This is a genomic window from Streptomyces sp. NPDC050546 (genome assembly GCF_044457425.1).
Taxonomy (GTDB): domain Bacteria; phylum Actinomycetota; class Actinomycetes; order Streptomycetales; family Streptomycetaceae; genus Streptomyces.
In genome coordinates, this window is the sequence record NZ_JBITGX010000003.1 from 160014 (window position 1) to 185858 (window position 25845).

At 72.5% G+C, this 25845-nt stretch carries 36 protein-coding genes and 1 pseudogene; 6 read left to right on the forward strand and 31 right to left on the reverse strand.

Annotated features, from left to right (window positions below; genetic code table 11):
• From ACIBK5_RS08700 to ACIBK5_RS08850, 31 genes are all read right to left on the reverse strand, one after another.
• Positions 1-126: a hypothetical protein gene (locus ACIBK5_RS08700; protein ID WP_388381402.1), complete on the reverse strand. Its 126-nt coding sequence runs from the start codon at positions 124-126 to the stop codon at positions 1-3.
• A 20-nt stretch (positions 127-146) separates the two neighbouring features.
• The gene (locus ACIBK5_RS08705; protein ID WP_359251914.1) at positions 147-1004 is read right to left on the reverse strand and encodes a phage head protein; all 858 of its coding nucleotides are present in this window, start codon (positions 1002-1004) and stop codon (positions 147-149) included.
• A 70-nt stretch (positions 1005-1074) separates the two neighbouring features.
• Complete coding sequence (locus tag ACIBK5_RS08710) at positions 1075-1830, reverse strand: hypothetical protein (protein WP_399017588.1); 756 nt, start codon at positions 1828-1830, stop codon at positions 1075-1077.
• 116 nt (positions 1831-1946) lie between these two features.
• Positions 1947-2126, reverse strand: a complete 180-nt coding sequence (locus tag ACIBK5_RS08715) for an Rmf/CrpP fold protein (RefSeq protein WP_399017590.1) — start codon at positions 2124-2126, stop codon at positions 1947-1949.
• A 4-nt stretch (positions 2127-2130) separates the two neighbouring features.
• Positions 2131-4371, reverse strand: coding sequence for a phage minor capsid protein (locus ACIBK5_RS08720; RefSeq protein WP_399017592.1), 2241 nt, complete (start codon positions 4369-4371; stop codon positions 2131-2133).
• A 19-nt stretch (positions 4372-4390) separates the two neighbouring features.
• Positions 4391-5866, reverse strand: a complete 1476-nt coding sequence (locus ACIBK5_RS08725; protein WP_399017594.1) for a phage portal protein — start codon at positions 5864-5866, stop codon at positions 4391-4393.
• Positions 5853-6077 (reverse strand): hypothetical protein, encoded by a 225-nt coding sequence (locus ACIBK5_RS08730; RefSeq protein WP_399017596.1) that lies wholly within the window; start codon positions 6075-6077, stop codon positions 5853-5855. Before ACIBK5_RS08730 ends, ACIBK5_RS08725 begins: the two co-directional genes overlap by 14 nt.
• Before the next feature lie 12 nt (positions 6078-6089).
• Positions 6090-7361, reverse strand: a complete 1272-nt coding sequence (locus ACIBK5_RS08735) for a PBSX family phage terminase large subunit (protein ID WP_399017598.1) — start codon at positions 7359-7361, stop codon at positions 6090-6092.
• Between the two features lie 6 nt (positions 7362-7367).
• Positions 7368-7901, reverse strand: coding sequence for a helix-turn-helix domain-containing protein (locus tag ACIBK5_RS08740; protein WP_399017600.1), 534 nt, complete (start codon positions 7899-7901; stop codon positions 7368-7370).
• 19 nt (positions 7902-7920) lie between these two features.
• Complete coding sequence (locus ACIBK5_RS08745; protein WP_365127216.1) at positions 7921-8112, reverse strand: hypothetical protein; 192 nt, start codon at positions 8110-8112, stop codon at positions 7921-7923.
• 237 nt (positions 8113-8349) lie between these two features.
• Positions 8350-8754 (reverse strand): hypothetical protein, encoded by a 405-nt coding sequence (locus ACIBK5_RS08750; protein WP_399017601.1) that lies wholly within the window; start codon positions 8752-8754, stop codon positions 8350-8352.
• An 87-nt stretch (positions 8755-8841) separates the two neighbouring features.
• Complete coding sequence (locus ACIBK5_RS08755) at positions 8842-9285, reverse strand: hypothetical protein (protein ID WP_399017603.1); 444 nt, start codon at positions 9283-9285, stop codon at positions 8842-8844.
• 59 nt (positions 9286-9344) lie between these two features.
• Positions 9345-10544: a hypothetical protein gene (locus tag ACIBK5_RS08760; protein ID WP_399017605.1), complete on the reverse strand. Its 1200-nt coding sequence runs from the start codon at positions 10542-10544 to the stop codon at positions 9345-9347.
• A 204-nt stretch (positions 10545-10748) separates the two neighbouring features.
• Complete coding sequence (locus tag ACIBK5_RS08765) at positions 10749-11537, reverse strand: hypothetical protein (protein ID WP_399017606.1); 789 nt, start codon at positions 11535-11537, stop codon at positions 10749-10751.
• The gene (locus ACIBK5_RS08770; protein WP_399017608.1) at positions 11534-12394 is read right to left on the reverse strand and encodes a hypothetical protein; all 861 of its coding nucleotides are present in this window, start codon (positions 12392-12394) and stop codon (positions 11534-11536) included. The genes ACIBK5_RS08765 and ACIBK5_RS08770 overlap by 4 nt, the downstream gene beginning before the upstream one ends.
• Complete coding sequence (locus ACIBK5_RS08775; protein WP_399017610.1) at positions 12391-12534, reverse strand: hypothetical protein; 144 nt, start codon at positions 12532-12534, stop codon at positions 12391-12393. Before ACIBK5_RS08775 ends, ACIBK5_RS08770 begins: the two co-directional genes overlap by 4 nt.
• Positions 12531-13136 carry a hypothetical protein gene (locus tag ACIBK5_RS08780; protein WP_399017612.1) on the reverse strand — a complete coding sequence of 202 codons (606 nt, stop codon included), beginning with the start codon at positions 13134-13136 and terminating at the stop codon, positions 12531-12533. Before ACIBK5_RS08780 ends, ACIBK5_RS08775 begins: the two co-directional genes overlap by 4 nt.
• An 88-nt stretch (positions 13137-13224) precedes the next feature.
• Entirely contained in the window at positions 13225-13752 is a 528-nt protein-coding gene (locus tag ACIBK5_RS08785) for a single-stranded DNA-binding protein (RefSeq protein ID WP_399017614.1), read from the reverse strand.
• Positions 13752-14264 (reverse strand): HNH endonuclease, encoded by a 513-nt coding sequence (locus tag ACIBK5_RS08790; protein ID WP_399017616.1) that lies wholly within the window; start codon positions 14262-14264, stop codon positions 13752-13754. The genes ACIBK5_RS08785 and ACIBK5_RS08790 overlap by 1 nt, the downstream gene beginning before the upstream one ends.
• 129 nt (positions 14265-14393) lie before the next feature.
• Entirely contained in the window at positions 14394-14534 is a 141-nt protein-coding gene (locus ACIBK5_RS08795; RefSeq protein ID WP_359251943.1) for a hypothetical protein, read from the reverse strand.
• Complete coding sequence (locus tag ACIBK5_RS08800; protein WP_399017618.1) at positions 14531-15091, reverse strand: hypothetical protein; 561 nt, start codon at positions 15089-15091, stop codon at positions 14531-14533. The genes ACIBK5_RS08795 and ACIBK5_RS08800 overlap by 4 nt, the downstream gene beginning before the upstream one ends.
• Positions 15088-15810, reverse strand: coding sequence for a cell surface glycoprotein (locus ACIBK5_RS08805; protein WP_399017619.1), 723 nt, complete (start codon positions 15808-15810; stop codon positions 15088-15090). The genes ACIBK5_RS08800 and ACIBK5_RS08805 overlap by 4 nt, the downstream gene beginning before the upstream one ends.
• Positions 15807-16703, reverse strand: coding sequence for a hypothetical protein (locus tag ACIBK5_RS08810; protein WP_399017621.1), 897 nt, complete (start codon positions 16701-16703; stop codon positions 15807-15809). The genes ACIBK5_RS08805 and ACIBK5_RS08810 overlap by 4 nt, the downstream gene beginning before the upstream one ends.
• 70 nt (positions 16704-16773) lie before the next feature.
• A complete protein-coding gene (locus ACIBK5_RS08815; RefSeq protein WP_399017623.1) occupies positions 16774-16920 on the reverse strand; it encodes a hypothetical protein in 147 nt (48 codons plus the stop codon).
• A complete protein-coding gene (locus ACIBK5_RS08820) occupies positions 16917-17672 on the reverse strand; it encodes an SAM-dependent methyltransferase (protein WP_399017625.1) in 756 nt (251 codons plus the stop codon). Before ACIBK5_RS08820 ends, ACIBK5_RS08815 begins: the two co-directional genes overlap by 4 nt.
• Complete coding sequence (locus tag ACIBK5_RS08825; RefSeq protein WP_399017628.1) at positions 17669-18307, reverse strand: hypothetical protein; 639 nt, start codon at positions 18305-18307, stop codon at positions 17669-17671. Before ACIBK5_RS08825 ends, ACIBK5_RS08820 begins: the two co-directional genes overlap by 4 nt.
• Entirely contained in the window at positions 18304-19350 is a 1047-nt protein-coding gene (locus ACIBK5_RS08830; protein ID WP_399017629.1) for an ERF family protein, read from the reverse strand. Before ACIBK5_RS08830 ends, ACIBK5_RS08825 begins: the two co-directional genes overlap by 4 nt.
• The gene (locus ACIBK5_RS08835; protein WP_399017631.1) at positions 19347-19721 is read right to left on the reverse strand and encodes a hypothetical protein; all 375 of its coding nucleotides are present in this window, start codon (positions 19719-19721) and stop codon (positions 19347-19349) included. The genes ACIBK5_RS08830 and ACIBK5_RS08835 overlap by 4 nt, the downstream gene beginning before the upstream one ends.
• Positions 19718-20104 (reverse strand): hypothetical protein, encoded by a 387-nt coding sequence (locus ACIBK5_RS08840; protein WP_399017633.1) that lies wholly within the window; start codon positions 20102-20104, stop codon positions 19718-19720. The genes ACIBK5_RS08835 and ACIBK5_RS08840 overlap by 4 nt, the downstream gene beginning before the upstream one ends.
• 68 nt (positions 20105-20172) lie before the next feature.
• Complete coding sequence (locus ACIBK5_RS08845; RefSeq protein WP_399017634.1) at positions 20173-20364, reverse strand: hypothetical protein; 192 nt, start codon at positions 20362-20364, stop codon at positions 20173-20175.
• Positions 20361-20582, reverse strand: a complete 222-nt coding sequence (locus ACIBK5_RS08850; RefSeq protein ID WP_399017636.1) for a helix-turn-helix domain-containing protein — start codon at positions 20580-20582, stop codon at positions 20361-20363. The genes ACIBK5_RS08845 and ACIBK5_RS08850 overlap by 4 nt, the downstream gene beginning before the upstream one ends.
• A gap of 266 nt (positions 20583-20848) precedes the next feature.
• Between ACIBK5_RS08850 and ACIBK5_RS08855 the strand changes: the two genes are divergently transcribed.
• The 6 genes and pseudogenes from ACIBK5_RS08855 (at position 20849) to ACIBK5_RS08880 (ending at position 25754) form a co-directional block, all read left to right on the forward strand.
• Positions 20849-21316 (forward strand): helix-turn-helix domain-containing protein, encoded by a 468-nt coding sequence (locus ACIBK5_RS08855; protein ID WP_399017638.1) that lies wholly within the window; start codon positions 20849-20851, stop codon positions 21314-21316.
• Positions 21317-21342: 26 nt separating this feature from the next.
• Positions 21343-21750, forward strand: a complete 408-nt coding sequence (locus ACIBK5_RS08860) for a hypothetical protein (RefSeq protein WP_399017640.1) — start codon at positions 21343-21345, stop codon at positions 21748-21750.
• Positions 21747-23402 carry a recombinase family protein gene (locus ACIBK5_RS08865; protein ID WP_399017641.1) on the forward strand — a complete coding sequence of 552 codons (1656 nt, stop codon included), beginning with the start codon at positions 21747-21749 and terminating at the stop codon, positions 23400-23402. The genes ACIBK5_RS08860 and ACIBK5_RS08865 overlap by 4 nt, the downstream gene beginning before the upstream one ends.
• Before the next feature lie 119 nt (positions 23403-23521).
• Positions 23522-24424: pseudogene (locus ACIBK5_RS08870) on the forward strand (AMP-binding protein); the annotation flags it as partial.
• Complete coding sequence (locus ACIBK5_RS08875) at positions 24421-25155, forward strand: enoyl-CoA hydratase family protein (RefSeq protein WP_399017643.1); 735 nt, start codon at positions 24421-24423, stop codon at positions 25153-25155. The pseudogene ACIBK5_RS08870 and the gene ACIBK5_RS08875, both read left to right, overlap by 4 nt.
• The gene (locus ACIBK5_RS08880) at positions 25143-25754 is read left to right on the forward strand and encodes a TetR/AcrR family transcriptional regulator (RefSeq protein WP_399017644.1); all 612 of its coding nucleotides are present in this window, start codon (positions 25143-25145) and stop codon (positions 25752-25754) included. Before ACIBK5_RS08875 ends, ACIBK5_RS08880 begins: the two co-directional genes overlap by 13 nt.
• Positions 25755-25845 lie beyond the last annotated feature (91 nt).

The window sequence follows — 25845 nt, forward strand, 5'->3', positions numbered from 1 at the left end:
CTAGTCCTCCTTCTTGGTCCGGGAACGCGAACGCCCCGCGGGCTTGTCTGCCTGCGGGGCGTCGGTCTCGGTCTCCGTGCCGTCCGGATCGTCGTCCGGCGGCTGGTGGTAGCGGCGCAGCATCACGGCGGTGCCCTCCTTCCTGATCAGGTGGTGGCGAGGGTGCCGACCGCGACGCCCTTGTCGTCCAGTCGCTTGACGGCGTAGTGCAGGGTCGTGGTCACGACGTTGGAGCGCGCGAGGATGTCGCGGTCGGACTCGACCAGCGGCCGGCGCTTGTAGAGCAGGCCGAGCGCGCCGTTCTTCATGAGCAGGAACTTGCCCGCGGCGACGCGGTTCGTCAGGAAGACGGACACGCCACCGATACGGCCGATGCTGCCGGTCACCGCGGCGGACGCGCCGTTGCCGAGCTTGGCGGCGTTCACGAACTGGTCGTCGGCGAGCGCGTCGGCGTACTGCGCGCTGTTCAGGTACAGGCCGGCGAAGTCGGACGGCTCCCACTCGTCGCCGAACATGGCGATCGTCGGGACGACGGCGCCGAGCCACGAGAACTTGGTGACGCCGGCGCCCGCGTTGAAGCGGAGCGGGTTCGCCCCGCCGAGCGCGGTCTCGTCGGCCTGGGCCTGGGTGATCAGGTCGGCGTCGACCTTGCGCGCGGCCAGTACGCCGAACTGCCGGCGGGCCTCGGCCTCCGGGTCGCCGAGACTGACCAGCTTGGCCTTGTCGGTGATCTCGACGGCCTTACCGACCTCCTTGATCACGGCCTTGGCCGAGCTGGTCGACATGGCCACGGGGGTCATGGGGGTTGCCTCGTCGAGTTCGTCGAGGTCGCCGAGCGCACCCCACTTCGGAAACTCGATCTCCTCGCCGGGGGCACCCTCAAGGGTGTTGTCCTCGACGACGGCGGACGATCCGGCGACGCGGACCTTCCCGACGAACTGGGCCTGTGCCATGTCGCCCCAGACCTCGGGGACGATCATCGCGGCACTGGTGGTCTTGGCCATGGGTGTCAGTGCTCACTCTCTCCGGCGCGGTCGCCGGGCGGTTGGGGGCCCGGCGTGGTCGCCGGGCGGGTCAGGAACCGGCGAGGCGCCGGTACGTCTCGGGGTCGGACTGGTGGAGGTCGACGCGCTCGGCGTACGACATGGCGGCGAACTGCTCGGCCGTGACGGCTCCGGGGCCCGGGGTGCCGAAGTCGGCGCCACCCTTCGGCGCGGTCTGCGGGACCGCGGCGAGGTGCTGGTGAGTGGTGAGCACGCCCTCGATCGCCTGCTTCACCGCGGCGGGGTCGGCCGGGTTGATGGCAGCGAGCGCGCGCATAGCGGCCTGCGAGTCGAGCAGGCGGGAGACGTCGGCGCCCGCGGCCGGGGCGGCGGCGATCACGGCCGTCTGCAAGGCGAGCTGCTGCGCTGCGCCCTGTCCGTCGGTCACGGCTCGCTGCGCCCACTGCGGGAGTCGGGCGACGTCGCCGTCGGCCGCGGGCGCCGACTGCTGCGGAACGGGCGCGGCCGGGGCCTGCGGTGCGGCCGGCTGCTGGGGCTGGGCGGCCTGGTAGCGGGTGCGGTAGTCCGCGGCTTCGGCGCGGGTGTCCCGGATGATCTTCTGGGCCCACTCGGGAAGCGACGCGACGTCCTGCGGCTCGCCCCCCGGCGCGGCCGGGGTCTGCGGGGCGGGAGTCTGCGGGGCGCCCTGCTGCGGGGCCTGCGCGGGCGCCTGGGGCGTCTGCGGCTGCTGCGGGGCCTGGGGTGCCTGGGGTGTCTGCGGGGCGCCCTGCGGGGCAGTCTGCGGCGCGGCCGGGGCGGCGGGAGCGGCGGGGGTGGGAGTCGACACGGGTCCTCCTGGGACGGTGTCAGGGGCCGTGCGCGCCTGGCGCCGGCCGGATGCGGGCAACGAAAAAGGGGGCCCGCTCCTGGCGGGCCCCCTCCGGGGTGGTGCTCGGTGTTCAGCTAGTCGGCGACGTCCTGGTCGACCTCGTCGGCGACGGGTCGCGCGCGGGCGTATCCGCGTATCCACGCGGTCCGCAGCGTCGACGTTCCGGGGTGCGGGCACACGGTCGGTGGGTCGCCCCGCTCGCCGGCCTCGCGGCCGTCGGCGGTGGCTTTCACGATGTCCTCGCGCGCGCCCATGGGGTCACCTCTTGTTCTGGTGGTCGGACTCGTTCTTACGGGCGCCGTCGGCCCATCGCTGGGCCTTGCCGGTCACCTGCTCGATGAACTCGGCCTGTGTGAGACGCCCGTGTTCGGCCCACCACTCTTTCAGCTCGTCCGACGCGCGCGCGTACGCGATGCGGGCCGGACCGCTGAACAGCGTTGCCGGGTTGTGGCCGGCGGCTTGGGCGGCCTTGTTGAGCAGGTACCCGTTTGTGGCGTCCTCGGCGGCGAGGTACTGCCGATACACGTACTCGTCATACAGGGCGCGGGCCTCGCGGCGGGTGATCTTGTGCCGCTCGTCGTGGTCGCCGTCGTCCCGGTACAGGCGGGCGGCGGCCCGTTTCAGGTCGTCCCAGAATGACGCGTCGGCGGCCGGCGGTGGGGTGTCGTCGAGGGCGCCCCATGCGTCCGGGTCTGGGGTGCGCTCGCCCATGGTCTCGGCGAGGGCGTCGCGGTCGGCGAGCAGGTCGTCGACGGCGTTCCCGGTGGCGGCCGGCGGCGGTAGCTCGATGCGGTCGCGGCGGTCCATCTCGCCGGCGATGCGCAACAGTTCGCGCTCGTCGGCGTACTGCATGGCCCATGCGAGGTCGTCGTCGCCGGCGGCGGCGAGGTCGTCGAGCAGGTTCCCGCCGGGGAACAGGCGGCCGAGCAGGTCGCGGCGCGCGGCCTCCCTGGCAATCGCTGCGCCCTCCGGTCCGTCGCCGGCGGCGCGGTAGCGGGCGGCGAGCTGTTCGTCGGACAGACCGACCAGGTCGGGCCGGACGTCGGGGAGTTGGCCGGCGCGGTCGCGACGGTCGGTCTCCGCCATGATCCGCACACGGTCGCGGTCGTCGACGTGCGACCACACGCGGGCGAGGTCGTCGTCGGACAGGCCGAGCAGGTCGTCGGCCAGACGTCCGCCGGGGGCGGCGCGGTCGAGCAGGGCCTCGGTATCGCGGCGGTCTGCCTCGGCCTCGATCCGCCGGCGGGCGCGGTCGTCGAGCGGCGTCCGCAGCGCGGCGGCGAGCTGGTCGTCGTCCATCTCGCGCAACGTGCGTTCGTCGCCCGACCACACGCGGGCGCGCTCGACCTGCTCGGGCGCAAGCGGCGGGCGCTTCTCGGGGAGGTTCCCCGCCCCGGGCTGCTCGCGGTGCCTGAGCCTGCGCAAGTCGGGATGGTCGGCGAGGTGCTGGCGCATGTTGCCTTGCCACGCCCGCACCTTGGCGGCGGCGGCGCGCTTCTCGGCCGGGCTGGTGGCGACGGCCTCGCGGCGCTTCCACTTGCGTATGTTCCGCTCGATGGCGCGCTGTCGCTGTCCGGCCTCGTATCCCTCGGGGTCCGGCTCGGCGTCCTCCACCGTGGTCAGACCCGGGGTGTACGCGGACACGCTGTGCCGGCAGTTGGGGTGTTGCAGCCCTCGGGCGCGCGCTTCGTCGAGGCTGCCGGCGACGTCCACGCGGACCATGCGGCCGTCCTCGACGGCGTGCTCGACCTCGACCGTCCGCGGCCCGGACGGGCCACCGATCGTCAGTACGGTGCGCTCCCACGGTCGGCAGAGTGGGCACTCGCGCGGCGAGTTGGAGACGACGACCAGGTCGACGCCGTGCTCGGCGAGCGTGCGCATGTGCGCTTCGGTCGCGGCCCGTGCGGTCGCCGTCCGTACGGCCATCTCGGCGTACGAGGGGAGCGACCAGCGGCGGCCGGCCTTGTCGACGAACGCCCGGATACCGGCGTCGGCGAACTGGCGCAGCGCGTCTTGCACGGCTTGCCGGCGGGTGCCGGTGCCGAGCAGGGGCGTAGCGGCGACGCGGGAGACGACGGCGCGGAAGGTGTCGACGACGGCCCGCAGGATGCCGCGGTGCGTCGCGGTGACGACGTCGACGGCTTCCTGTGCGAGGCGGTCGACGGCCTGCGCGTTCGGCAAGCGGTCGTCGACCAGGCGGCGGGCGTCGTCGGACAGGGCGCCGACTTCGGCGACCGCGGACCGGTGCCCGACGTTGTACGCCTCGGCGACCGCGTCGAACACTTCGAGGGTGGTCGCCTTGGCCAACTCGTCGACGACGGCCTGCGAGGCGCGGCGCACCTGCTGCACGGCGGCGAGCTTGGCCTCGACCCACCCGGGCGCTTCGAGGCCGGCGGCGAGCTGCTGCGCGATGATGCTCAACAGCCGTTCCTCGGCGCCCGCGTACAGGTCGCGCGTCGTCGAGGCCAGATCCTCGACCATGCCCGGGTGAATCGGCACGGCTCACCCCCCGGTCGTCCTACGCGGCGAGGGGGTACGTCCCGCCGGGGTCGGCCATGTCCGCGGCGCCGGTCTCGCGCAGGATCGCGGCGACCTCGGCGTCGACCTGTCCGTCTTCCCACTCGGGGTGCAGCCATCGGACCTTGGTCGCGGTCGACACGGCCCCGGCGCGCTGCAACAGTTCGAGCGTGGTCGCCGTGTTCTGCTCGGACTCCGCGACCCCGTCGCCGAACGCCACCGTTGGGCGCTCGGGCGTGATGCGCTGCCCGAAGTGCACGGCGTCGAGCTGCAACTGAACGTGCAGGCTGTGCGCGAGGGGGTTCCGCCAATACCCGGTCTTCTTCTTTCGGGTCACCATGGACCGAGCGTCGCGGCTGTCGACCTCGGTCGCGGTGATCGGCTGACCTCCGCCGTCGAGGCCGAACGACTGGGCGCTGTAGCCGGCGGACTGGGCGGCCTGCCGCATGAGCGCTTCGGCGCTGCGCTGGTGCTCGTCGACTCGGATTTCGAACTGGTTCAGCGTGATGCCGTTGCCCTCGGTGGGCGGCATGCGCAGCGAGTGCCAGACCTCGCGGTCGTCGTCGAACGATGCTCCCTGTCCGGCCCCGTAGTCACGGAGGTACCCGTCAGGGACGATCAGCCGCGCGCGGGCGAGGCGAATGTCGCGCATCCATGACGTCCACACGTCGTCAAGCGAGGCGAACAGGTCGCGGATGCCCTGGAAGTCGCTACGCCCCATGGGGCTTGCCCGGTGCAGCCGGTTGGGCCCGATGTTCGGAACGTAGCTGATCGTCAGGTCGCGGATGCCCGTGTCGACGCTCACCCCGTCCGGGCCGAGACTTCCGACCAGGTCGGCCGTCTCGGGGTGCTCGGACAGGGGAACGGCACGCCCCAAGTTGTCGGGGGTGCCCACGTACAGGCCGTGCAGGATGCGCCCGACCTCGTGCCGCTCGACGTGTCGGAAGATCGTCGAGGCGGTCGAGCCGGGGAGGTCACGCCACAGGGTGGCGGCGCGCAGCATCCCCCATCGGAACTCGGGGGCGACGTTGTCGGGCTGCACGACGGACAGGATCGGCCGGTCGACTAGGTCGCGGTCCCACGTGGAACGCAGGTAGACCCCGGACAGGGCGGAACCCTGCTCGGCTCCGCCGTGCAAGACCTGCTGCAACTGCCCTTCGTCGACCAGGACGTCGAGGCGTTCCTGAGTCGTCTTGTCCGTGACCTTAATCGTCGGCATGTCGCCGAACAGCAGGTCGGCGGACGTCGAGGCGATATCCGACGGCATCGGCACGTGCAGCCGGTGCCGGGTCCGGCGCGGCTGCTCGCGGCGACGGTTCCACGGGCCCCGGCGGTGCTGCGCCGTTTCCTCCTCGCCGCACGCGCGGGCGATCCGGCGGCGGTCCCCGGAGTACCAGGCGTCATCGGTGCGCATCTCGGCGTAGTACGGCGCCCACTGCGGGGGCGGCCACGCTGCGCCGGCGTCAGGCAGTGCCATCGGTGCTCACCTCCTGGTCGTCGTCCTCGTCGGGCCGGGAGTCGGCGGCGGCGACCAGGGCGTCGGCGAGGTCGCGCAGTGCGTCGGCGACCTGCGGCCATGTGGGCTTGCCGGTGTCGAGTTCGATCGTTCCGACTTCGGCCACGTGGCCGGCGACGTCGAGGCGTACGGGGAGGTGCACGACGGTGGACAGGGGCGGGGTGGATGCCACGGCGGCGACCTCCTAGGCGGCTTGGGCGAGTAGGTGCCGCCACTCGTGGGCGGTCGAGTGGATCACGTAGCGCAGCGCGTCGACGGAATGGTCGTCGACCTTCAACGGGGCGTCTTCGCCGCGCTCGCTCGCCTTGGGGTCCCATGAGTAACCGGGCAGTTCGCCGAGCAGTCCCTCGCAGGACCGGTGTACGAGCAACAGGTCGGCGGCGAACAGGGCGGCCACGGATCGGATGCCGTCGGCGACCGTGTTGTCGGCGCGCGCTACGCCCTGGTGGTCGTCGTGCCAAAGCTGGGTACTGAACGACTTCGCGCTCGGGTCAACGAACGTCCACTCGGGCATCACGCCCTTGCCGGCCCCGGGGCCCGCGTCGGGCGGCCGGTAGTCGGCGAGCCACTTCCGGACGGCGGCGCTGTACTGCGCGTCGGTCATGGACCGGTGCGCGGTGCGGGAGTCGAATCGCCACTCGGCCACGGCGTACAGGCGGTCGTCGTCGCCCATGCCGAGCAGGACGGCCGAGAACGGGTTCGTCGTGCCGTAGTCGATACCGAGGAAGTGCCGGCGCATGGTGGGCAGTTGGTCGACGACGTGCCGGTCTTCGTCCCACTCGCTGTAGATGGCGCCCTCTGCAACCACCCACGCGCCCTCGATCATGCGCTTTCGCCACAGACCGGTGTACTCCGCGGCGAGCGCTGCGACGTACTCGGGCGACAAGCTGGGGTTGTCCGCCAACTTGAAGTGCCACGCCCGCATGTCCAGTTCGGCGAGGCGGTCGAGGTATCCGACCTTCAACCAGTGGCGCGGCGAGTCGGGGTTCGTCGTGGCGTACAGGCGCGCGCCGGGCACGGACAGGCGGGCGAGTAGCTGGGTCCAAAACGCTTCGGGCAACAGGGTTGCCTCGTCGACGTAGGCGAGCTGGGCGGTAAGGCCACGTAGCCGGCCCTCGGCGCGGGCGTCGGCGGCGCCGATCAGGTGGACGGTGCGCCCCAGGATCACGGCCGTCGTGGCGCCCCGGGTGTGCACGATGTGCCGGGCGAGGGGCCCGAACAACGCGCGGTCCTGTAGGGGCTCCAACACGTTGCGCTCGATCGTCTGGAGCGACCGACCGACCACGATGATCAGGCCGGACGGTCCGGCCGTGGCGACGGCGATCACGAACGCCAGTAGCGAGGCGATCGTCTTCCCGCTCCGGACGCTGCCGTGCCACAGGTTGATACGGGCGGTCGCCTGCCCGATGCTGCGGAGTTGCTTACGGGACAGGGGCAACCGGTCGAGGTCGAGCAACGCGGCTCACCCCCCGGCGGCGCCCCCGTCGTCGTCGTGGGCCTGGTCGTCGTTGGCGGCCTGCGTCAGTGCCTCGCCGAGCGCGCCCAACATGCTGCGCACCTGCTCGGCGTTCTCTCCACCCTCGGCCGGCGCGAGGCGCAGCGAGGTACCGACGGCGGTCTGTACCGACGCGATGATCTGGCGTTGGTCGACGAACCGCGGCTGTTCGAGGTTGACGTGTTGCCAGTGCCCCTCTTTGCCGGCGAACTCGCCGTAGATGGTCGGCGACCAGAGCTGTCCGCGTAGACGCTCGGCGTCGTCCTGTAGGGCGGACGCGAGGGCGGCGCGGCGCGCGGCGAGGTCGGCGGTACGGACGCGGGTCGCGGCCTCGACCTGCGGGGCGCGGTCGAACGAGAGGGGCGGGTCGCACGCGGCGGCGATCTTCGACACGGTCGAGGGCGACCGGTTGATCTCGCGGGCGATCTCGTTCCGGCTCTTGTCCTGCGCGTGCAGCTCGCGGACGCGGCGGCGGTCGTCGTCGGTGATGGGGCGGGCCATGGCTCACCCCCTGCTCGGTCTACGCGTTCAACTCGACGCGGTGCCGTACGGCCTCGGCGGCGAGCGACCACGCGTTCTGTACGGGGCGGGTCAGCTCGACCCACGGGGGCAGTTCCTCGCCGCTCACGGACCGGTTCTCTACGGCCGTCGCGTACGCCTCGTAGGCGTCCTGGCCGAGTCGGGCGGTGTCGGGGCGAACTTTGAAGATCACGCGGAGCCTCCCGGATGCGGGCATGAAAAAACGCCCCGCGGCGGTGGGCCTGCGGGGCGTCGGGGTCGTCTGTCTCCGGGCACGCCGAAGACGCGGCCAACAATAGGTCACGGAAAGGTCACGGCGCAACTCGCGCGCGTGGGCGGGCCCGCGACCGGTCGGCGCGGCTGCTGACGGCTGCGCCCCGCCTGCCGACGAACGGGCGGACGGGGCGCGCTGCTGCTGCTCGCGCGTCGGCTACGGGCGGACGGGCTGTCGGCCGGCCTGCTGACGCTGCGGCGGCCGGGGCGGCTGTTGCTGCCGACGGGCGTCATCAGTGCTGGTCTGCCTGCTGCTGAGCGTCCACGTGGGGCCGTTGTGGTCGACCGTGGGCAGGGACGGCGGGCCGACGAACGGCGGCTTCTCCACGAACTTGTACGGGCCGAGCGTCGGCGCGGTGCCGACGGGCACGATCTCGTAGTGCCACGCGGTCCGGTACATGTTCGCCACGATGCCGACGGCTGTCCGCATGGCGGTCGTCAGATCGTCGCCGGTCTGCATGAGAACGGCGAGGTCTCGGGCGAACTGCTCGTCGAGGCGGACGGTCGGTCGAGTGCCGGCAATCGGGCGTGCTCGGCGCTGGGTACGCTGCTCGGTAGCCATCGGGGTTGGGTCGCTCCTTCTCTGGATGGCGAGGGCCCGCCCATACGGTTTGTGAGGAACCGGGCGGGCCCGCTTTCGTGTGCGGGCCTACGGGGTGGCGAGGCGCTGCTTTTCCTCGCGGATGAACTGAGTGATCCGGCTCGCGGTGTATCCGGTCTCGGCGGCGATCTGGTCGGGGCTCATGCCCTTCACGCGGGCGGCGAGGGCAATCCGGCCCATGGCGGCCTGTACGGCGGCGGTGGCCGTTCGTAGGGCCCGCACGTCGTCGAGGTGGAAGTCTTCCGCGAGGTTGTCGAGGAACTGGTCGAGGGCGCCGGGGTCCTTGCTGGCGCGGGCCGCTTCGTACTCGTTCGTGAGGCCGTGCACGTCCTCGTAGGGGGCGAGGTCGTACGGGTTGGTGTCACCCTTGGCGGCGCGGGCGGCGGCCGTCTCGCGCTCGTACTTGTTGAACAGGCCGAGCATGTCGGCGACCAGGCGGTCGCTGGCCGTTTCGGGCGGCGGCTGCTCGCTGGGGGTCTGCTCGTTGCTCATCTGCGGTGCTCCTGTCGGGTCGGGGCCCGCCCTCGGGCGAGGGCGGGCCGATCGGGTGGTCAGTGGGCGGCGCGGCCCTCGAACAGGGCGCCCTGTTCCGCGGCCCGGTCGACGTCGAACAGGGCGTCGGCGGCCTGGTGCTCGCCGATCCATGCGCCCTGCCATGTGCCCTCGGTGGCCTCGGCCTCGGTGACCAACTGGGCGGCGTACAGGGCTTCGGCGTCCTCGACGATCTCGACGGCGGCCTCGACCTGCTCGGCGTGCTCGACGGCGTCGACGGCACGCGCGGTGCGGTCGAACTGCTCGTCGACCTCGGCCTCGACCTGGTCGAGGTGAGCCTCGGCGGCGAGGGCCTGCTCGGCGTCGCGGGCCTTGATGCGGGCGGCGTAGGCCGTCAACAGGGCGGCCTCGGCCTTGTGGTCGAGGCCGTTCGACGTGTAGCCGCGGGCCTGCGCGTCGCGGCGGGCCGTGGCGCGGTGCTCCGTAATACCGGCGGCCTGCTCCAACGCCTCGACACGGCGGCCGTGCGGCTCGCGGGCAGGCTTACCGGCGCGGGTGACGCATCGGGCGCCCGTGGACACGTGGCACGTCGGGCACGCGACGGTGACGGCGAGGGCTTCGAAAGAGGGGAGTTCGGCGGCGGCCTGGTCGTCATCCTGGACGGGGTTCGGGGCGTGGCCGGCGCGCTCGATCCACTGGCGGGCGGCGGCGCGCTGGGCGCGGGTGGTGCCGGGAATGTCGAGCAGGTGCTCGGCGGCGCGGCTGATGGTGTGCAGGACGGCGACGGTCCGCGGCTTGATGATCAGGGTCCGGCCGCGACCGCGGCGGGCGTCGTCGAGGGTGGCGCGGGTGTCGGCGTCGGCCGGGGCCTCGGCGGTGAGGTGGTCGGCGAGGGCGCCGGGAACGACGACTTCACCGGCGCGCGGCGCGGCGGGCGCGGGGGTCTGCTCGGCGGGGTACGCCTCGGCGAGGGCCTGGTCGAGGTCGAGCCGGCCGTCGTCGGCGGGGCGCATGGTGCCGTACTGGGCGCGCAGGAACGCCCACGCCTTTGGAGTGAGGAAGTAGCCGGCGCGACCGTTGGCGTCGACGCCGAGACCGACCAGGCCACGGCGGACAAGGGCGCCGTGCGTGCCTCCGCCACGGCCGTTGTTCGTGCGGGCGGTGCTGCCCTGGGGGTTCGTCTTGGCGTAGAAGTGCAGCGCGTCGAGCATCCGCGAGGACAGATCGTCGGCCATGCGAAGTGCGGTGTAGACGTTCACAGTGTCGCTCCTGTGTCGGCGGGTGGTGCGCCGGGTGAGGTCCGGCGTTCCTGCCGGGGTGAGGGCCCGTCAGGAATCCCTACAGTAGCGGTTGCAGCAATCATTGCAGCAATGATTACGGCGAGCGTTACCGAACCGTGATCGGGTGTGGTGATGCCCCCGGGCCGAGCGCTCCCCGGGGGCATGTACGGCCGTCTGCCGGGCTTACGCGGGCACGGTGCGCCGGGCGTTGATCGCGACCCACAACGCGACCAGGTCGGCCCCCCGCCACGCCCTACGGCCCCGTTCGGTGTCCACGGGCGCCGGGCACACGGGCCCGGTCGAGCAGGTCGCCACGGCGGCGCGCGGGTCCCCTCCGCCGTTGTGCACGGTGATCGTGCCGCCCTTACAGAACGGGCACCGGTCGTCGAGCGTGAGCGTCCGCCCCTCGCGGCCGAGCGCGGTCTCGACGCGGCGGCGCGCGGCCCCGGCCATGGCGACGATCTGGTCGAGCAGGGGCGCGGGCGTGATCCGGAACAGCTCTCCGTCGGGCTCGGACAGGGCGCGGCCGGCGAGGTAGACGCATGCCCAGTGCAGCCCGTGCGCGCGGGAACCGACGCGGTCGACGATCCGGTCGGCGCCGTGCCTCCACTCCGCGGCGCGCACGGTGGGCAGGCTCCACAGTCGGGCGTCGGTGCGGGCGACGGTGCGCTGTACGCGCTCGGCGACGGCGTCGCACATGGCGAACACCTCGGCCTCGACGGCGAGGGCAGCGTCGAGGGCGCGCAGATTGGCCGGCGCCGGGTGCTCGCGCACGACCAGGGGCAGGCGGCCGACGGCCGGCTCGTCGGCGGCGCGATCCTCCGCGGCGACCTGGTCGAGGAATCCGCGGCGCTCGTACGGCATCCATTCGGCCGGGCGCGGCGGCTCGGATATCGCGGCGAGCAGGTCGCCCCACTGCTCACGGACGGCGGCGAGGTCGTCGGCGGCCTGCTGGCCTCGGTCGGTCGTCATGCGTGCTGCTCCTGGTGCTCAGTGCTGGCGCTGCGCTGGTCGTCGGCGAGGGCCTGCTCGATGCGGTCGGCGTAGATGGCGGCGACACCCTGGGGCGAGCCGGCGCGCATGCGGGCCGCGAGGGCGCGCACACGCTCGACGGCCTGGGCGAGGGGCAACTCGGCGGCCATGGCGGCGCGGTCGGCGCGGCGGTCCCGGCGGGCGGCGGTCCATGCGGTCCGGTAGCGGTCGGCCCGGTGGTCGGCGGCGAGGGCGTGCCGTTGCCACCCGGTACCGCGGCGGTGCTCGGTGGCGAGGGCGACCTCGTGCTCGCGCTGCTGCTCGGCGAGGCGGGCCTCGACGGTGTCGGCCTGGTCGAGGATGCGGGCGTGCATCCGGGCGGCGGCCGGGGACAGGCCGTCGTGTTCGGCGACGGCGGCGAGCGCGTCGCCGAGTGACTGGGCGTGGCGAACGCGGGCGAGGACGGCGAGCACCTGGTCGACGCGGGCGCGCTGCTCGGCGAGGGCGTCGCGGTGCTGCCTGCGCTGGGCGAACGCCTCGCGCGCGGTCTGGTTGATGCCGTCGTGCATGGCCTCGACGGTGCGGGCGAGGCGGTCGCGCTCGTCTTCCAACCGGCGAATCTCGGTGTCGGCGGCCTCGCGGTGCCGTTCGAGGGCCTGCGTCGTCCCGGCCATGGCGCGGCGGTTCTCGTCGGCGACGCGCTGTTCCTCGCGCACGTGCTCGGCGAGTAGGGCGCCCTCCGCCGGGGACAGGGCGCCTCGCTGCGCACGGGCGAGCAGGACGTCGAGGACGGCCCGCCGGTCGGTGCGGTCGCGGGTGCTGCCCTTGGGCGCGCGCTGAGTGGTGCGGGTGCTCACGGGGTGGGCTCCTGGTCTTCCTGGGCGTGGTGGGCGCGGCCGGGCTCGCCGGACAGGGCCCACGCGATAAGGCGGGACCCGGCGGCGAGCAGGACGGCGGCGACGGCGAGGTTCGCGACGACCGCGGCGGTCTGGCTCACGGCTTGGTCTGGTCGGCTGCTGCGCCCTCGGCGAGGGCCTGCTCGTCGGCGAGGCCGTCGGCGTACGCGGTGACGATCTTCCGGGCGCCCTCGTACCCGGTGAGCAGGCCGCGGGTCGAGCGGGTGAGTCCCCATCGGGTCCGGGTGGCGCTGTAGTGCGCCTCGACCAGGGCGGCTATCTGGCGGGCGTGCGCGTCGAGCAGGATTCGAGCGGCGGCGAGGGCTTCCTCGGGGCCGCGGGGAACGTCGACGTCGAGCAGGACGTCGCGCAGCGAGGCGAGCACCTGGTCGGCGCGGCCGGCGTTGAAGTCGAGGGCGGCGCGCACGTCGGACGGGTCGAGGGGCATCGTCGGACGGCGGTCGTCGGCCTGCGCGCGCGATCGGGGCGCGTCGTGCACGGGGCACGGCCGGCCGGTGATGAGCGCGGTTGCGCAGCGTCCGGCCTCGCTGTCGAGGCTGTCGGCGAGCTGGCGCAGGATGTCGGCGGCGACGGGGCGCGGGAGGTTGCACGACACCTCCGCGGGTCCCTCGTTCGGGACGGCGACGATCAGGCGGTGCGTGTCGAGCGAGGCGACGGCGACGGCGTCGGGAATGCGGGTCATGGCGTGGGCCCTCCGGGGTGTCAGTGGTGGGGTGTATCCGCGTGCGGGCGCGCGCATGGGCGGCCCGCGTCCGGTCGCGGCGAGGACGTCAGAAGGGGGGTTCGTTCACTGCGCTGCCCCACTGGCCTGCGGCGGACTGGCCGTTGGCCCACGGGTCGCCCTGCGGTGCGCCGTAGGACTGCTGGGCGGCCTGCTGGCCGTATCCCTGGCTCTGTCCCTGCTGGCGGTACTGCTGGCCGTTCTGGGCGCCGTTCTGGCTGTTCTTGGTCACGGCGGCGGACGCGTTGCGCAGCGAGGGGGCGACCTCGTCGGCCTGGATCTCGTACGACGAACGGCGCTCGCCGTCCTTTTCGTACTGGCGCTGCGTGAGTCGACCGACGACGATCACGCGGTCGCCGCGGCGGATGGACTCGGCGACGTTCTCGGCCTGCTGGCGCCACACGCTCACCCCCAGGAACAGGGGGTCGCCGTCCTTCCACTCGTTGGTGTCGCGGTTGAACGTGCGGGGGGTGTTGGCGATACGGAAGTTCGCCACGGCGGCGCCGGACGGGGTGAACTTCAGCTCGGGGTCGGCAACGACGTTGCCCATAACGGTGATGACGGTCTCGCCTGCCATTACGCGGCGGTCCTCTCGGGGTGGTTGACGGTGGGGAGTTGGGCGACGGGGGCGAGCTGCTGCTCGCGCGGACGTCGAGCGCGGTCGCGGGCGCACGCCCGGCACTTGCGCATGCCGTTGGGGTGCGACGGGGGGTAGCTGATGTGGACGACCGCGGGGTCGGTGAGGTCGTGGCCGTTCACGCACCGTTTGCGGCGGGCGTTGACGGCCGACGGGCCGGTCGAGCGCAGGACGTTGGTCCGGTGGTCAACGGGTTCGAGGTGGTCGTCGGCGACGCATCGGCGGACGCTGCACAGGTGGTCGAGTTCGAGGCCGGCGCCGACGGGGCCGCGGGCCTGCTCGTAGCCGTAGCGGTGGGCGGGGACGTACCGGCCGTCGAGCCAGAAACGGCCGTAACCGTCGCGGTCGAGGGCGGTCTCGGGCCAGAGGCGGCAGGGAGTCGACAGGGCGGCGGGCACGGGGCCGGTGGTCGTCTTGGCGGCGAACCGTTCGGCCGGGGTGCTACGGGCCATGTGGACGTACCTCCGGGGGATGTGCGGCGCCTACGGGAAGTTTCTTTCAAGGCAGGTAAATACCTGCCGAGATAGAAAGTTAGCAGGCAAGGGGGCGCCCTGTCTCCGGGGATGCGCCCCCCTGTCCCGCTACGCGCTGGGGGCGAGCGTCCACCCCTCGGCCAGTAGTTCGGCCTCGATCCGGGCGACGACTTCCTCGACCTGGTCGACGTCGTCGCGCTGCGCGTTCTCGACGGCGGCCCGGACGACGGCGAGGGCGGCGGGAATCATCGCTGCGCCCCGGTGATGTGCCGGGCGCGCTGCCGGTTCTCGGGCCGGACGATCGCCGGCGCGCTCATGAGGGACCGGGCGTGCCGGCTCGCCTCCGCGGCGAGGCGTCGGCGGCGGGCGTCGGCCTCGGCCTGCTCGCGCGCGGCCTGCTCGGCGGTGCGGCGGTCGCTCTCGGCGCGGGCGTCCATCCATGCGAGCCACGTCCGGTGACGGTCCTCGGCGTCCGGCCGGTACGCCGGCGGGGTCGGCGGGTGTCCGGCGGCGGCGAGGGCCTGCTCGGCGTCGCGTTCGGCGACCAGGGCGGCCCCGTCGACCTCGCGCACGGTGCGCCACGTGTCCCACCCGGTGTGCTCTTGGAAGATCACGTATGCGCCCTTGCCCGCGAGGTCGTCGACCGTGCGGCGGGCGCGCTTCTTGTCCGAGGTGCGGAACACGACCGGGTCGTCGGGCCGGTGGTCCCAACTGGCCTCGACGCGCCACAGGGTGACGTTCTTCGTCCGGTCGCCGGCCACGGCCTTGCGGCGGTGCTGGCGGGCCTGCTTCGGGGTGGGGCTCATGCGTGTGCCTCCTGGCGGTTGCGGCGGGCGAGGTGGGCGGCGGTCGCGTCCTCGACGCGGCAGGGGTGGGGCTTGCCCATCGGGCGGTAACGGGTCTGCTGGTTACGGGGGTTGATGGAACGGCCACGGCAGGGATCGCCCTCCGGGGCGCTGCACCACGTGCACGCGACGGTGAGCGGGTCGGGCGCGTCCTCGCGGGCGAGGCGTTCGCGCTCGGCGCGCTGCGGCCGGTACGCGGCGAGGGCCTGGGCGACGGTGCGCGGCATGTACTCGCCGAGTGCGGCGAGGCGGCGCTCGACCTCGGCGGCGGCCGGGCCCGCGGTGAGGGCGCGGTGCGAGGTCGGGGCCTGCTGGCCGGACGCGATGGCGAGGCGTTCGGAGCGCAGCGCGGCGACGTAGGCGTTTCCGAACTGGTCGTCGGGGTCGACCTCGGGGTGTGCGGTCGGCTCGAACGTGCCCACGTGCCGGGACATGGCGTCGGCCTTGTGGGCGTGCCACGGCCGGGACACGTCCGACGGCTGAATGCGGTACGGGTTGCGGGCGATGTAGTCGCGGGCGACGCGGGCCGCGTCCCACCCGTGGGCGGTCGCCGGCACGTCGCTGAGCAGGTCGCACCACTGGGCGAGGCGTTCGCCGGCGGCGGCCTGGTCGTCGAGGGACATACGGGGGTCGAGCTTCACGACGTAGGCGAGCAGGGCGGCAACTTCACGGGGGGTCACTGCTGGGCCTCCATGGCGGCGAGGGCTTCGGCGAGGTAGTCGGCGGACTGGGCGACGCGGCCGGTCCCGGCAGTACCGGGGAACGGGACGACGTTCGAGCCGCGGGCGGGTCCGGTCGGGGCGGCGGCCGGGACGGTTCCGGGCGCTGGGGCGGGCGGTAGGGCCTGCCACGCCCGCAGGAAGTACCGGGCGTGAGTGACACCGTTCCGGGCCCGTTGAGCGGCCTGCACGGCGGCGGCGGCGAGCATGTCGGCGCCGGATCGCTTGATCAGGGCGTGCACCATGACCCACTCGCCCGGGGCGAGCGTCCACGCGGGGTAGATCTGGGCGGCCGTGATCTGGTCGACCAGGGGGCGAGCGAACTCCGGGATCACTGCGACCTCGCGCCCGCGCTCCCTCACTCCTTCACTCACTCCCTCTATGGGTGAGTGATGGGGGCCGGAATCCGGTCCCATAGGGGGCCGAATCTCGGTCCCAAAGAGGGTGTCGGGCATCTCCTCGGCGGGACCGGATTCCGGTCCGGTAGAGGGGCCGGAATCCGGCCCGGTAGCCGGTAGGGGGCCGGATTTCGGTCCGGTTGATTCCGGGGCTATGGGGCCGGATTCCGGTCCCCTACCGCGGACGTAGCCGACGGCTCCGGGGATGACGTACTTCGTCGCACGGCTGCCCTTGGCCGGCTCCTCCTCGACCAGTTCCTTACTGGCGAGGGCGGCGTCGACGGCGGCCCGCGCGGTCGAGCGGGAGACGTTCAGGCGGCGCATGAACTCGGCCGTGCCCATGCGCGTGGTGGCGTCCGGGCCGGTCGTCGCGTCGGCGACGGCGAGCAGGACTAGGCGGGCGTTCCCGCGCGACTTCGCGCGGGTCCACACCCAATCCATGGCGTCGAGGGTCACGGGGTGTCGCTCCTGTCGGGGGTGGGCGCCCGGGGCGAGGGCGCGGTCGGTCTCCTCGCCCCGGGGCCGGTCACGGGGTCGTGCGGCGGTGGGTGCGGGCCGGCTGGTGCTCGTCGCACTTCCAGCCGCACGGGTAGAACCGGGCGGGCTGGGCGTGGCACCGGGGGCGGCCGTACTCGCAGGACGGCGGCGGCTTGTCCTCGCGCGGCGCGCTCATGCGGCGGCCCCGTGGCGCTCGGCGAGGATGTGCTCGGCGGCCTGGGCACCGAGAAACTGGGCGTACGCGGGCGGGATGGCCTCGCGCAGACCGTCGCGGCTCGCCCACGGCATGCCCATGATTTCCCGGGCGAGGTCAGCGCCCGTGAAGTTGCCAACGATGTGCATGAACTCGCCGGGGCGCACGGCCCGGCCCATCTTGGCGACGGGGGCGAGGTGGCGCGGGTGCAGCCGCGTTCCAAGGGGGAGCGGGGATTCGAACTGCCGGTGCCGGTAGGTCCGCATCCCGAACATGGCGCCGCACAACAGCACTGCGTCGAGCAGGGGCGCCCCCTGCACGTTCTCGATGATGTACGGGCGCCCGGTGGACTTCATGGCCTCGCGGGTCGGCGCGACCAGGTCGGGGTGTTCCCGGCCCTGGATGACCTGGGCGCGGGTGTAGCGCTGGCACGGCGGCGATCCGGCTATCAGGTCGTACTCGTGGCCGTGGGCGAGGATGTACTCGACCGCGTCGCCCTGGATGAACGGGAACGGGTAGCGGGGCTGGTTCTCCTTGTCCACGCCGATCACGTCGAATCCGGCGAGGTAGTACCCCATCGACGCCCCGCCCTGGCAACAGAACACGTCGAGGACGGTCAAGCCGTTCCACGGGCGGGCGGGGAGCGGGAAACCGGTCCGGCTCGACGCCTGAGAGTGGTCCAACTGTCCGGGCACGTGGACGGTGCCCGGACGGTCGAGGACGGCGGCCGTCACTCTTCGGCCTCCGCGGTGACCGGTGCGGCGGGGGCGAGGGCGGGCAGATGCTCGACCAGGGCGCCCGCGCGCCACGCGGCGGCGACCAGGTCGCGCCCGCCGGCCGGCTGTGCCTTGCTGCCGCGGGTGTAGGTGAGCCGGTGCGAGGCGGCCCGCGACGGCTTCAACTCGACCCCGGGCACGTCGTGCACCTCGCCCGTGCCCGCGTCGACGTACTTCGCTGTCCCGGCGGCGGTCGCCTCGGCGAGCACCTTCCCCGCGAAACCGGGGCGCACGGTGGTGACCACCTGGGCGGGCACGAACTCGACGACGTGCTCGGTCGGGAAGGTGTCCCGGACCCATACGCGGAACGCCTCGGCGTCGACGACCTGGGCCTCGCGCTCGCCCCCCTGCCGGGACGACGAACCGACCTTCGTCCCGTCGGGAAGCAACGCGTCGAACTTCGTCGTGCCGCCCGCCCTGTACGCCTTGTCGAGCAGGTCGTCGGCGGCGGTCTTGGCGTCCTTGTACGCGCTCTTGACCTCGTCGAGCAGGGCGCCGAGCACTGCCTGACGGGTCACGGCGTCGCGGACGACGACCGGGTCGGGCGCGGTCGGCTTGCCCTCGGTCTGCTGGGGCTCGGTCTGCTCGGTCACCGGGCGCCCCCGTTCTCGATCACGGCGCGGAACGCGTCGAGCTGCTGGGCGCCGGCCTGGGCGATCGGCAGTCCGTGCACGCGCTCGAAATCGGCGTCGAGGGTGGGGAGGTTCGCACGGGACGCGGCGAGCCTGAGCGCGTTCTCGGCCTCCGCGGCGGCGACCTCCGGAGACTTGGGCACGCTCGGCGGCGGGGCCTGCTCGCCCTGCTGCGGGGGCGTCTGCTGCTGCCCCTGCTGCCCCTGGGCGGCGCCCCGCTTGCGCGCGGCGACGGCGTCGAGCTGGGCGAGGTAGTCGGCCGGGGCGCCGGCCTGTACGGCGGCGGCCCTGATCTTGTCGAACTGCTCGGGGGAATTGGCGCGCTCGGCGTGCGCGAGGTAGTCGGTCCGCTGGGGCTGCTGCTGGTTCTGCTGCGGCTGCTCCCATGGGCCCGGTTCGGCGCGGTTGCTGCGGCGCGGCTGCTGCTGGCGCTGCCCGCGCTGCTGCTGGCGCTGCTGCCGTTCGGCGCGGTGCTCCGGGGTCGGCTCGACCGGGTGGTCGCGGTCGCCGTCGTCGACCGATCGGCCGTCCACGGGGATCATGAACAGGGTGAAGAGTAGGTATTTCAGGGCCGCGCTCTGGGCCTTGTTGGTGGCCTTGTCGGCGAAGTCGCTCGCCTCGCCCGGCACTTCGGCCGTGAGGCAGTCACCCGCGGGCCCGTAGACGTGATACCGCATGGTGATCGTGACGTGCGTCATCTTCTCGCCGCGGCGCTCGGCGTGGTGGGCGGCGATCGTCGGCAGGATGAACACGCCGTGCGCGCGGAGCGGGCCCGCCATGGCGGACATGACGTCGTCGATACCGCGGAACTTGTAGCGCTGCTGGGTGTTCTCCTTGTCCTTCGCAACCGGCATCACGTCGCGCATCACGGCGGCGATGGCACCGAACACGTTGGGCGTGCCCTCGGCGGGGCCGACGGGCGCGGGCTGGTAGATCGGGGCCGCGACCGCGGCGGCCGTCGGGACGGCCGGGAGGTTGGGCAGGGGCAGGGCGGTGACGGTCACGGGCGGGTGGTTCCTTCCGGGGCGGTGCGGTGGCGGATGGCGGCGGCGAATCGAGTGATGCGGCCGGCGAGGGTGATCGCGTCGTCGGGGGCGTACGTCGGGTCGACCTGCGGCGGCAGTTCGTCGAGCAGGGCCTCGCGGGTGCCGTCGGCCTCCGCGGCGCGCATGGCGCGGCCGTAGTCCGTCGCGGTCTCGCTGCACGCGGCGAAGTCGAGGGCGAGGACGGCGGCGGCGTGCCCGGCGAGCAGGCGACCGACGGTGTCGGGGTCGGCGGCGTACGCGATGGCGAGGTCGTCGACCAGGGGGTCGACGTGCTCGGCGAGAGGGAGGCGGACGGCCGTCCCGTCGGTGGTGAGCTGGGGCCGGATCACGCGCGGGCCTCCGGGGTGTCGAGGCCGAGCGCGACCGGGGCGGTCGGTTCGTCGACGGAGAGTTCGCCGGTCCGGGCGTCGTAGGTGCGGGCGACGTTCCAGTCGGCGCCCGGGAACGCTCGGGTGAGCAGGCCGTACGCGGCGCGGTGGGCCTCGCGGTCGGCGCCGACCGGACCGTTCGCCGAGTCGAGGACGACCCACGTGCGACGGCGGCCGTCGCGGGTGACGGGGACGACGCGCACGCGGACGGTGCCGGGGGCGATCTGGTCGAGCTGTCGGGCGACGACCTCGACGAACTCGACGCGTCGGCGGGCGGCGGCGGCGCCCTTCAACGCGTGGGCGGCTCGGGGGGCGCGGGACTCGGTACGCTTGGGGGTGTTCACGATCGTTGCCTTTCGAGGTCGGTCGAGAGGGGCCGTCCGGGTCGCATCCGGGCGGCCCTTTCGCGTGTTCAGGCGGCGGTGCGCTCGACGGGGGCGGCGGCGCGGTTGCGGCGCTGCTGGCGTTCGAGGCGGCGAATGATCAGGTCGTGCTCGGGGGAGAGGCGGCCGGCGGCGCGGTCGCGGGCGATCCGGAGGCGGGCGCGGTCGAGGACGGCGCGGGCGTCGGCTATCGCCTGGTCGCGGGGGATCACGCTGTTCATGCGGCGGCCCCGGCGGCGCGGTGGTAGAGGCTCGACGCGGAGATCCCGACGACGTCGGCGACGCGGTCGGCGTGGTCGCCGCGGGGAGCGCCTACGCCGTTCCAGATGCGCCACGCGGTGGGGACGGACAGGCCGGCCTCGCGGGCGAGTTGGGACGGGGTCTTGATGCCGCGGATGCTGGCGGCGGAGTGCAAGAGGGCGCGGTCGTACGGAGGCACGGAAGGCACCGTTCCTTTCGGTCTCGGCAGCTATCTGCCAGGACTGAAAGCTAACACCTTTCTTTCAAGTTCGAAAGTTAGCTGTCAGTGACCGATCGGGAATGCGCGTTGACACGTGGTGACTGGCGTACAAGAATCGCTCAGACGTACGAACCGAAGGGGAAGGTTCCGACGTCAGCCATACGCTAAGGGGGGCGATATGGGGCAAAGCAGCGTGTCTAGAACTTGGCGTGTCCATCCAATGGTTCTCGCGCTACATTTCAACCATGAAAAACAGCAAGCGCGGTACAACCCCTGCGCCCGTTCATGCGTCTACAGACCCGGCCGACTTCGGCGACTGGCTAACTGCCAGGCTCGAAAGTCTCGGCTTCAACCTGTCCGGCCCTCGCAGCGGCGGACGCTCCGCGTTCGCTGAAAAGTCGGGGCTCAGCGCTTCCACGGTGACCCGCCTACTCAGGGGCGAGATGCCCACGGATACGCGCATCCTGCGGACGCTCGCTGAGGCAATCCGGGTGCCGTATCCCGAGGTGCTTGTGAGGGCTGGCGTCCTGACCCCCGACGAACTCGCGGCAGTCCAACGACCTACCGCGCCCCCGGGCGGGCGCCTTACTCCAGAGCAGGCCGCCGACGAACTCGGCATCACCGATCCGGCCGAACGCAAGGTGTTCGTGAACATGGCGCAGACCTTGCGCCGGACCGCACCAGACGAAGGCGAGCAACAACTCGCCGAATGAACGCACAGCACGGAGGACACCCGCACATGACCCCGCTCGCACGTCGCCTTTACGCTCCGTCCGTCGCCGCCCTGGTTCTCGGCGCCACGACCGCGATACACGGGGTCCTCCGAGATCACTACGACGGCTTTCGCCTCGGTCTGGTCGTGCTGATCACCGCTATCCCCGCGCTCTGCTACTGCATCGCCTACCGCGCCACCCAGGCGAGCGACGACCAGCTCGCCGAAACGCACAGCGCCGGCTACCGGCTCGCGCTGCAACACGTACACATGGGACTCCTCGACCCCCCGGAAGCACCGCGCGACGGGGGCGAGGGCGCCGAGGGAGAAGACACGCAAGGAATCTCCATCATCCGAATCGCGGATCTTCCCGGCAACGTGCGACCGATCCGGCCGCTCGACGAAGAAGAGGACGACGACAGGAAAGCCGTATGACACCAGCGGACACCCCCGCTACCTTTCACGGCTCGCTCGCCATCGGCGGCGAGCCGTGGCTCGGTTACATCCGAGTCTCAACCTGGCGAGAGGAGAAGATCAGCCCAGAGCTGCAACAGTCGGCCATCGAGTCATGGGCGGCCCGTACGGGGCGCCGGATCATCGACTGGATCATCGACCTTGACGCGACCGGCCGGAACTTCAAGCGCAAGATCATGGGCGGTATCCAGCGCGTCGAGGACCGCGAGGCCGTCGGCATCGGCGTATGGAAGTTCAGCCGCTTCGGTCGGAACGACCTCGGTATCGCGATCAACCTCGCACGGCTCGAACACGCCGGCGGGCAACTCGCATCGGCCACGGAAGAAGTCGACGCCCGCACGGCCGTCGGACGCTTCAACCGCGCCATCCTGTTTGACCTCGCCGTGTTCGAGTCGGACCGCGCCGGCGAACAGTGGAAGGAGACGCACGCCCACCGACGAGCGTTGCAGCTCCCTGCCACAGGCCGCCCCCGATTCGGGTACATCTGGCACCCGCGACGCGTGCCCGACCCATCGGCGCCCAACGGCGTACGGCTGCAAGAGGAACGCTACGAACGGCACCCCGACGTGTCGCCCGTCGCGGCCGAGCTGTACGAGCGCAAGCTCGCCGGGCAGGGGTTCGCCATGCTCGCGCACTGGCTGAACGACGAACTACTGATTCCCACCACCCGCGGGAACCGATGGGGCGTCAACACCGTTCAGAGGTACCTCGACTCAGGGTTCGCCGCCGGCCTGCTGCGCGTCCACGACCCGGAGTGCCGTTGCAAGCTGGGGCAGGAGCACTTTTCGGGGTGCAAGGAAGGCCGCATGTTGTGGCTCCCCGGGGCCCAACCGGCACTCATCACCCCCGACCAGTGGAAGGAGTACGAGGGACACCGCAAGGAGACGAAGAAGACGCCCCCGCGGGCCCGCCGCGCCACCTACGCGACCACCGGGATCATGCGTCACGGACACTGCCGCGGGACGACCGTCGCCCGATCCGGACGCGACCCCAACGGCGGATACATCCCCGGCCACACGTTCGTTTGCTTCAACCACAAGAACAAGGGCAAGTCCGCCTGTGAACCGGGCGTGTACGTGCGCCGCGACGAAGTCGAGGCCGAGGTGAGGAAGTGGCTCGCCGACAACGTCGCCGAGGAAATCGACACCGCGCCGTCCCTGCCCGAGCAGCGCACCGCGCCAGCCACCGCGCCGGACCCTCGCGCACGACTGGTCGAGGAACGGGCGCGCACGGAAGCCGAGATAGCCAGGATCGACGCCGCCCTCGACCGCCTGGTGACCGAGAACGCGATGGACCCGGAGAAGTACCCGGCCGATTCGTTCGCGCGTGTCCGCGACCAGTTCCTCGGCCAGAAAGCCAATCTCGTCAAGCACTTGCAGTCGCTTAGCGAGGTCGAGGCCACGCCCACGCGCGAGGAGTTCCGACCCCTGATCGTCGGACTCATGGCGGAGTGGGAAGCCTTGCACGCGGTCGAGCAGAACGCCATGCTGCGCCGCCTGCTGCGCCGCATCGTGATCAACAGCCGCAAGAGCGACCAGGGCGCACAGTGGAGTCTCGTGCGCACCTACGAGTTCCACCCTGTGTGGGAGCCCGACCCTTGGGCCGACGCCTAGAGCCCGAACCATGCAGGCACGCTTGATTGTTTCCGCGCCTGCTGCCACCCTCTGAAAACCGCACCTCAGTGCAGCGAGAGGGGGTTCCGATGCTCGGCTGTCCTTTAGAGACTTTGTCCCACATCTACGGCCTCACGGCCCTGATGAACGCGCCCCTCAGAAAGGGCGCCACCGTCGTCGTCCTGCCCCGCTTCGACCTGGAACAGTTCCTCGCGGCCATCCAGAACCACCGCATCACCGGCCTCTACGTGGCCCCGCCGATCGTCCTGGCCCTCGCCAAGCATCCGGCCGTCGCCCAGTACGACCTGTCGTCCCTGAAGTACATCCTCAGCGCCGCCGCACCCCTGGACGCGACGCTCGCCGCCGCCTGCTCCGAGCGGCTCGGCCTGCCGCCCGTCGGCCAGGCCTACGGCATGACGGAACTGTCGCCCGGCACCCACGTCGTCCCGCTGGACGCGATGGGCGCCGCGCCGCCCGGAACCGTGGGCAAGCTCATCGCCGGCACCGAGATGCGCATCGTCTCCCTGGACGACCCCGGCAAGGACCTCCCGGCCGGCGAGTCCGGCGAGATCCTCATCCGCGGTCCCCAGGTCATGAAGGGCTACCTCGGCCGCCCCGACGCCACCGCCGCGATGATCGACCCCGACGGCTGGCTGCACACCGGAGACGTAGGCCATACCGACTCCGACGGCTGGCTCTTCGTCGTCGACCGCGTCAAGGAACTCATCAAGTACAAGGGCTTCCAGGTGGCCCCCGCCGAACTGGAGGCCCTCCTCCTCACCCACCCGGGCATCGCCGACGCCGCCGTCATCGGCAGGTACGACGACGACGGCAACGAGGTCCCGCACGCGTACGTGGTCCGCCAGCCGGCCGCCACCGGCCTGTCGGAGGCGGAGGTCATGATGTTCGTCGCCGAACGGGTCGCCCCCTACAAGCGGATCCGGCACGTCACCTTCATCGTCGGCGTCCCCCGCGCGGCCTCCGGCAAGATCCTCCGCCGACAGCTCAGGGAGCGCGCATGAGCCTCGTCACCCGCACGCGCGCGCGTGCGGTCGAGACCCTCACCCTCGACTCACCGCACAACCGCAACGCCCTGTCGGCGGCCCTCGTCGCCGAGCTGGCCGACGCCCTCACCGACACCGGCAAGGACAGCGGCGTCCGCGCGATCGTCCTCACCCACACCGGCAACACCTTCAGCGCCGGAGCCGACCTCAAGGACCCGCCGCCCCCGGACGCACTGGTCGCCCTGCTCCGGCAGATCATCGAACTGCCCAAGCCGGTCGTCGCCCGTGTCACCGGCCACGTCCGCGCGGGCGGCCTCGGCCTGCTGGCGGCCTGCGACATCGCGGCCGCCTCCACCGAGGCCACCTTCGCCTTCACGGAGGTCCGCATCGGCGTCGCCCCGGCGGTCATCTCGCTGCCGCTGCTCCCACGCACCGACCCACGCGCCCTGGCCCGCTACTACCTCACGGGCGAGCGCTTCGACGCGGCGGAGGCACAGCGCACAGGCCTGCTCACCACACACGCGGACGAGGTCGACGGGGCCCTCGCGCCCATCCTGGACGGCCTGCGCAAATCCGCCCCCGACGCCCTGAGCGAGACGAAACGGCTGCTCACGGCTAGGGTGCTGGAAGCCTTCGACCGGGACGCGACCGACCTGACCGCGCTCTCGGCCCGGCTGTTCTCCTCCCCGCAGGCCCGCGAGGGGATGACGGCCTTCCTCGAACGACGGGATGCGGCATGGGTGGTGTGAGCACGGCCGACCGTGCGGAGAGAGTCCCCAAGCAGGACCGCAGCCGGGCCACCCGGCAGCGGCTCCTGGAAGCCGCCGTGGCCTGCCTCGCGGAACACGGCTGGGCCGGCTCCACCGTCTCCGTGGTCGCCGAACGCGCCGGCGTCTCCCGCGGCGCCGCCCAGCACCACTTCCCGACCCGCGAGGACCTCTTCACGGCGGCCGTCGAGTACGTCGCCGAGGAACGCTCGACCGCTCTGCGCGCCCTCTTCCCCGAGGGCGCGTCCGGAGACCGCCACGCGGTCGTCGCCGCCCTGGTCGACCTCTACACCGGCCCCCTCTTCCGCGCCGCCCTCCACCTCTGGGTCGCCGCCTCCAACGAGGACCAGCTCCGCCCCCGTGTCACCGAACTCGAATCCCGCGTCGGCCGCGAGACCCACCGCATAGCGGTCGACCTCCTCGCCGCCGACGAATCCGTCCCCGGCGTCCGCGAGACGGTCCAGGGCCTCCTCGACATGGCCCGAGGCCTCGGCCTCGCCAACCTCCTCACCGACGACCGGGCCCGCCGGGAGCGGGTCGTCGTCCAGTGGGCGGCACTGCTGGACGCGGCACTGGACTGAGAGAGCGGACTGAGAGAGCGTCCGTCTCCCGGGCCTCGCTCACGGAAGCACGCGGGCTGGCACCGACCGCTGACGGCACCCGCACCCGCTC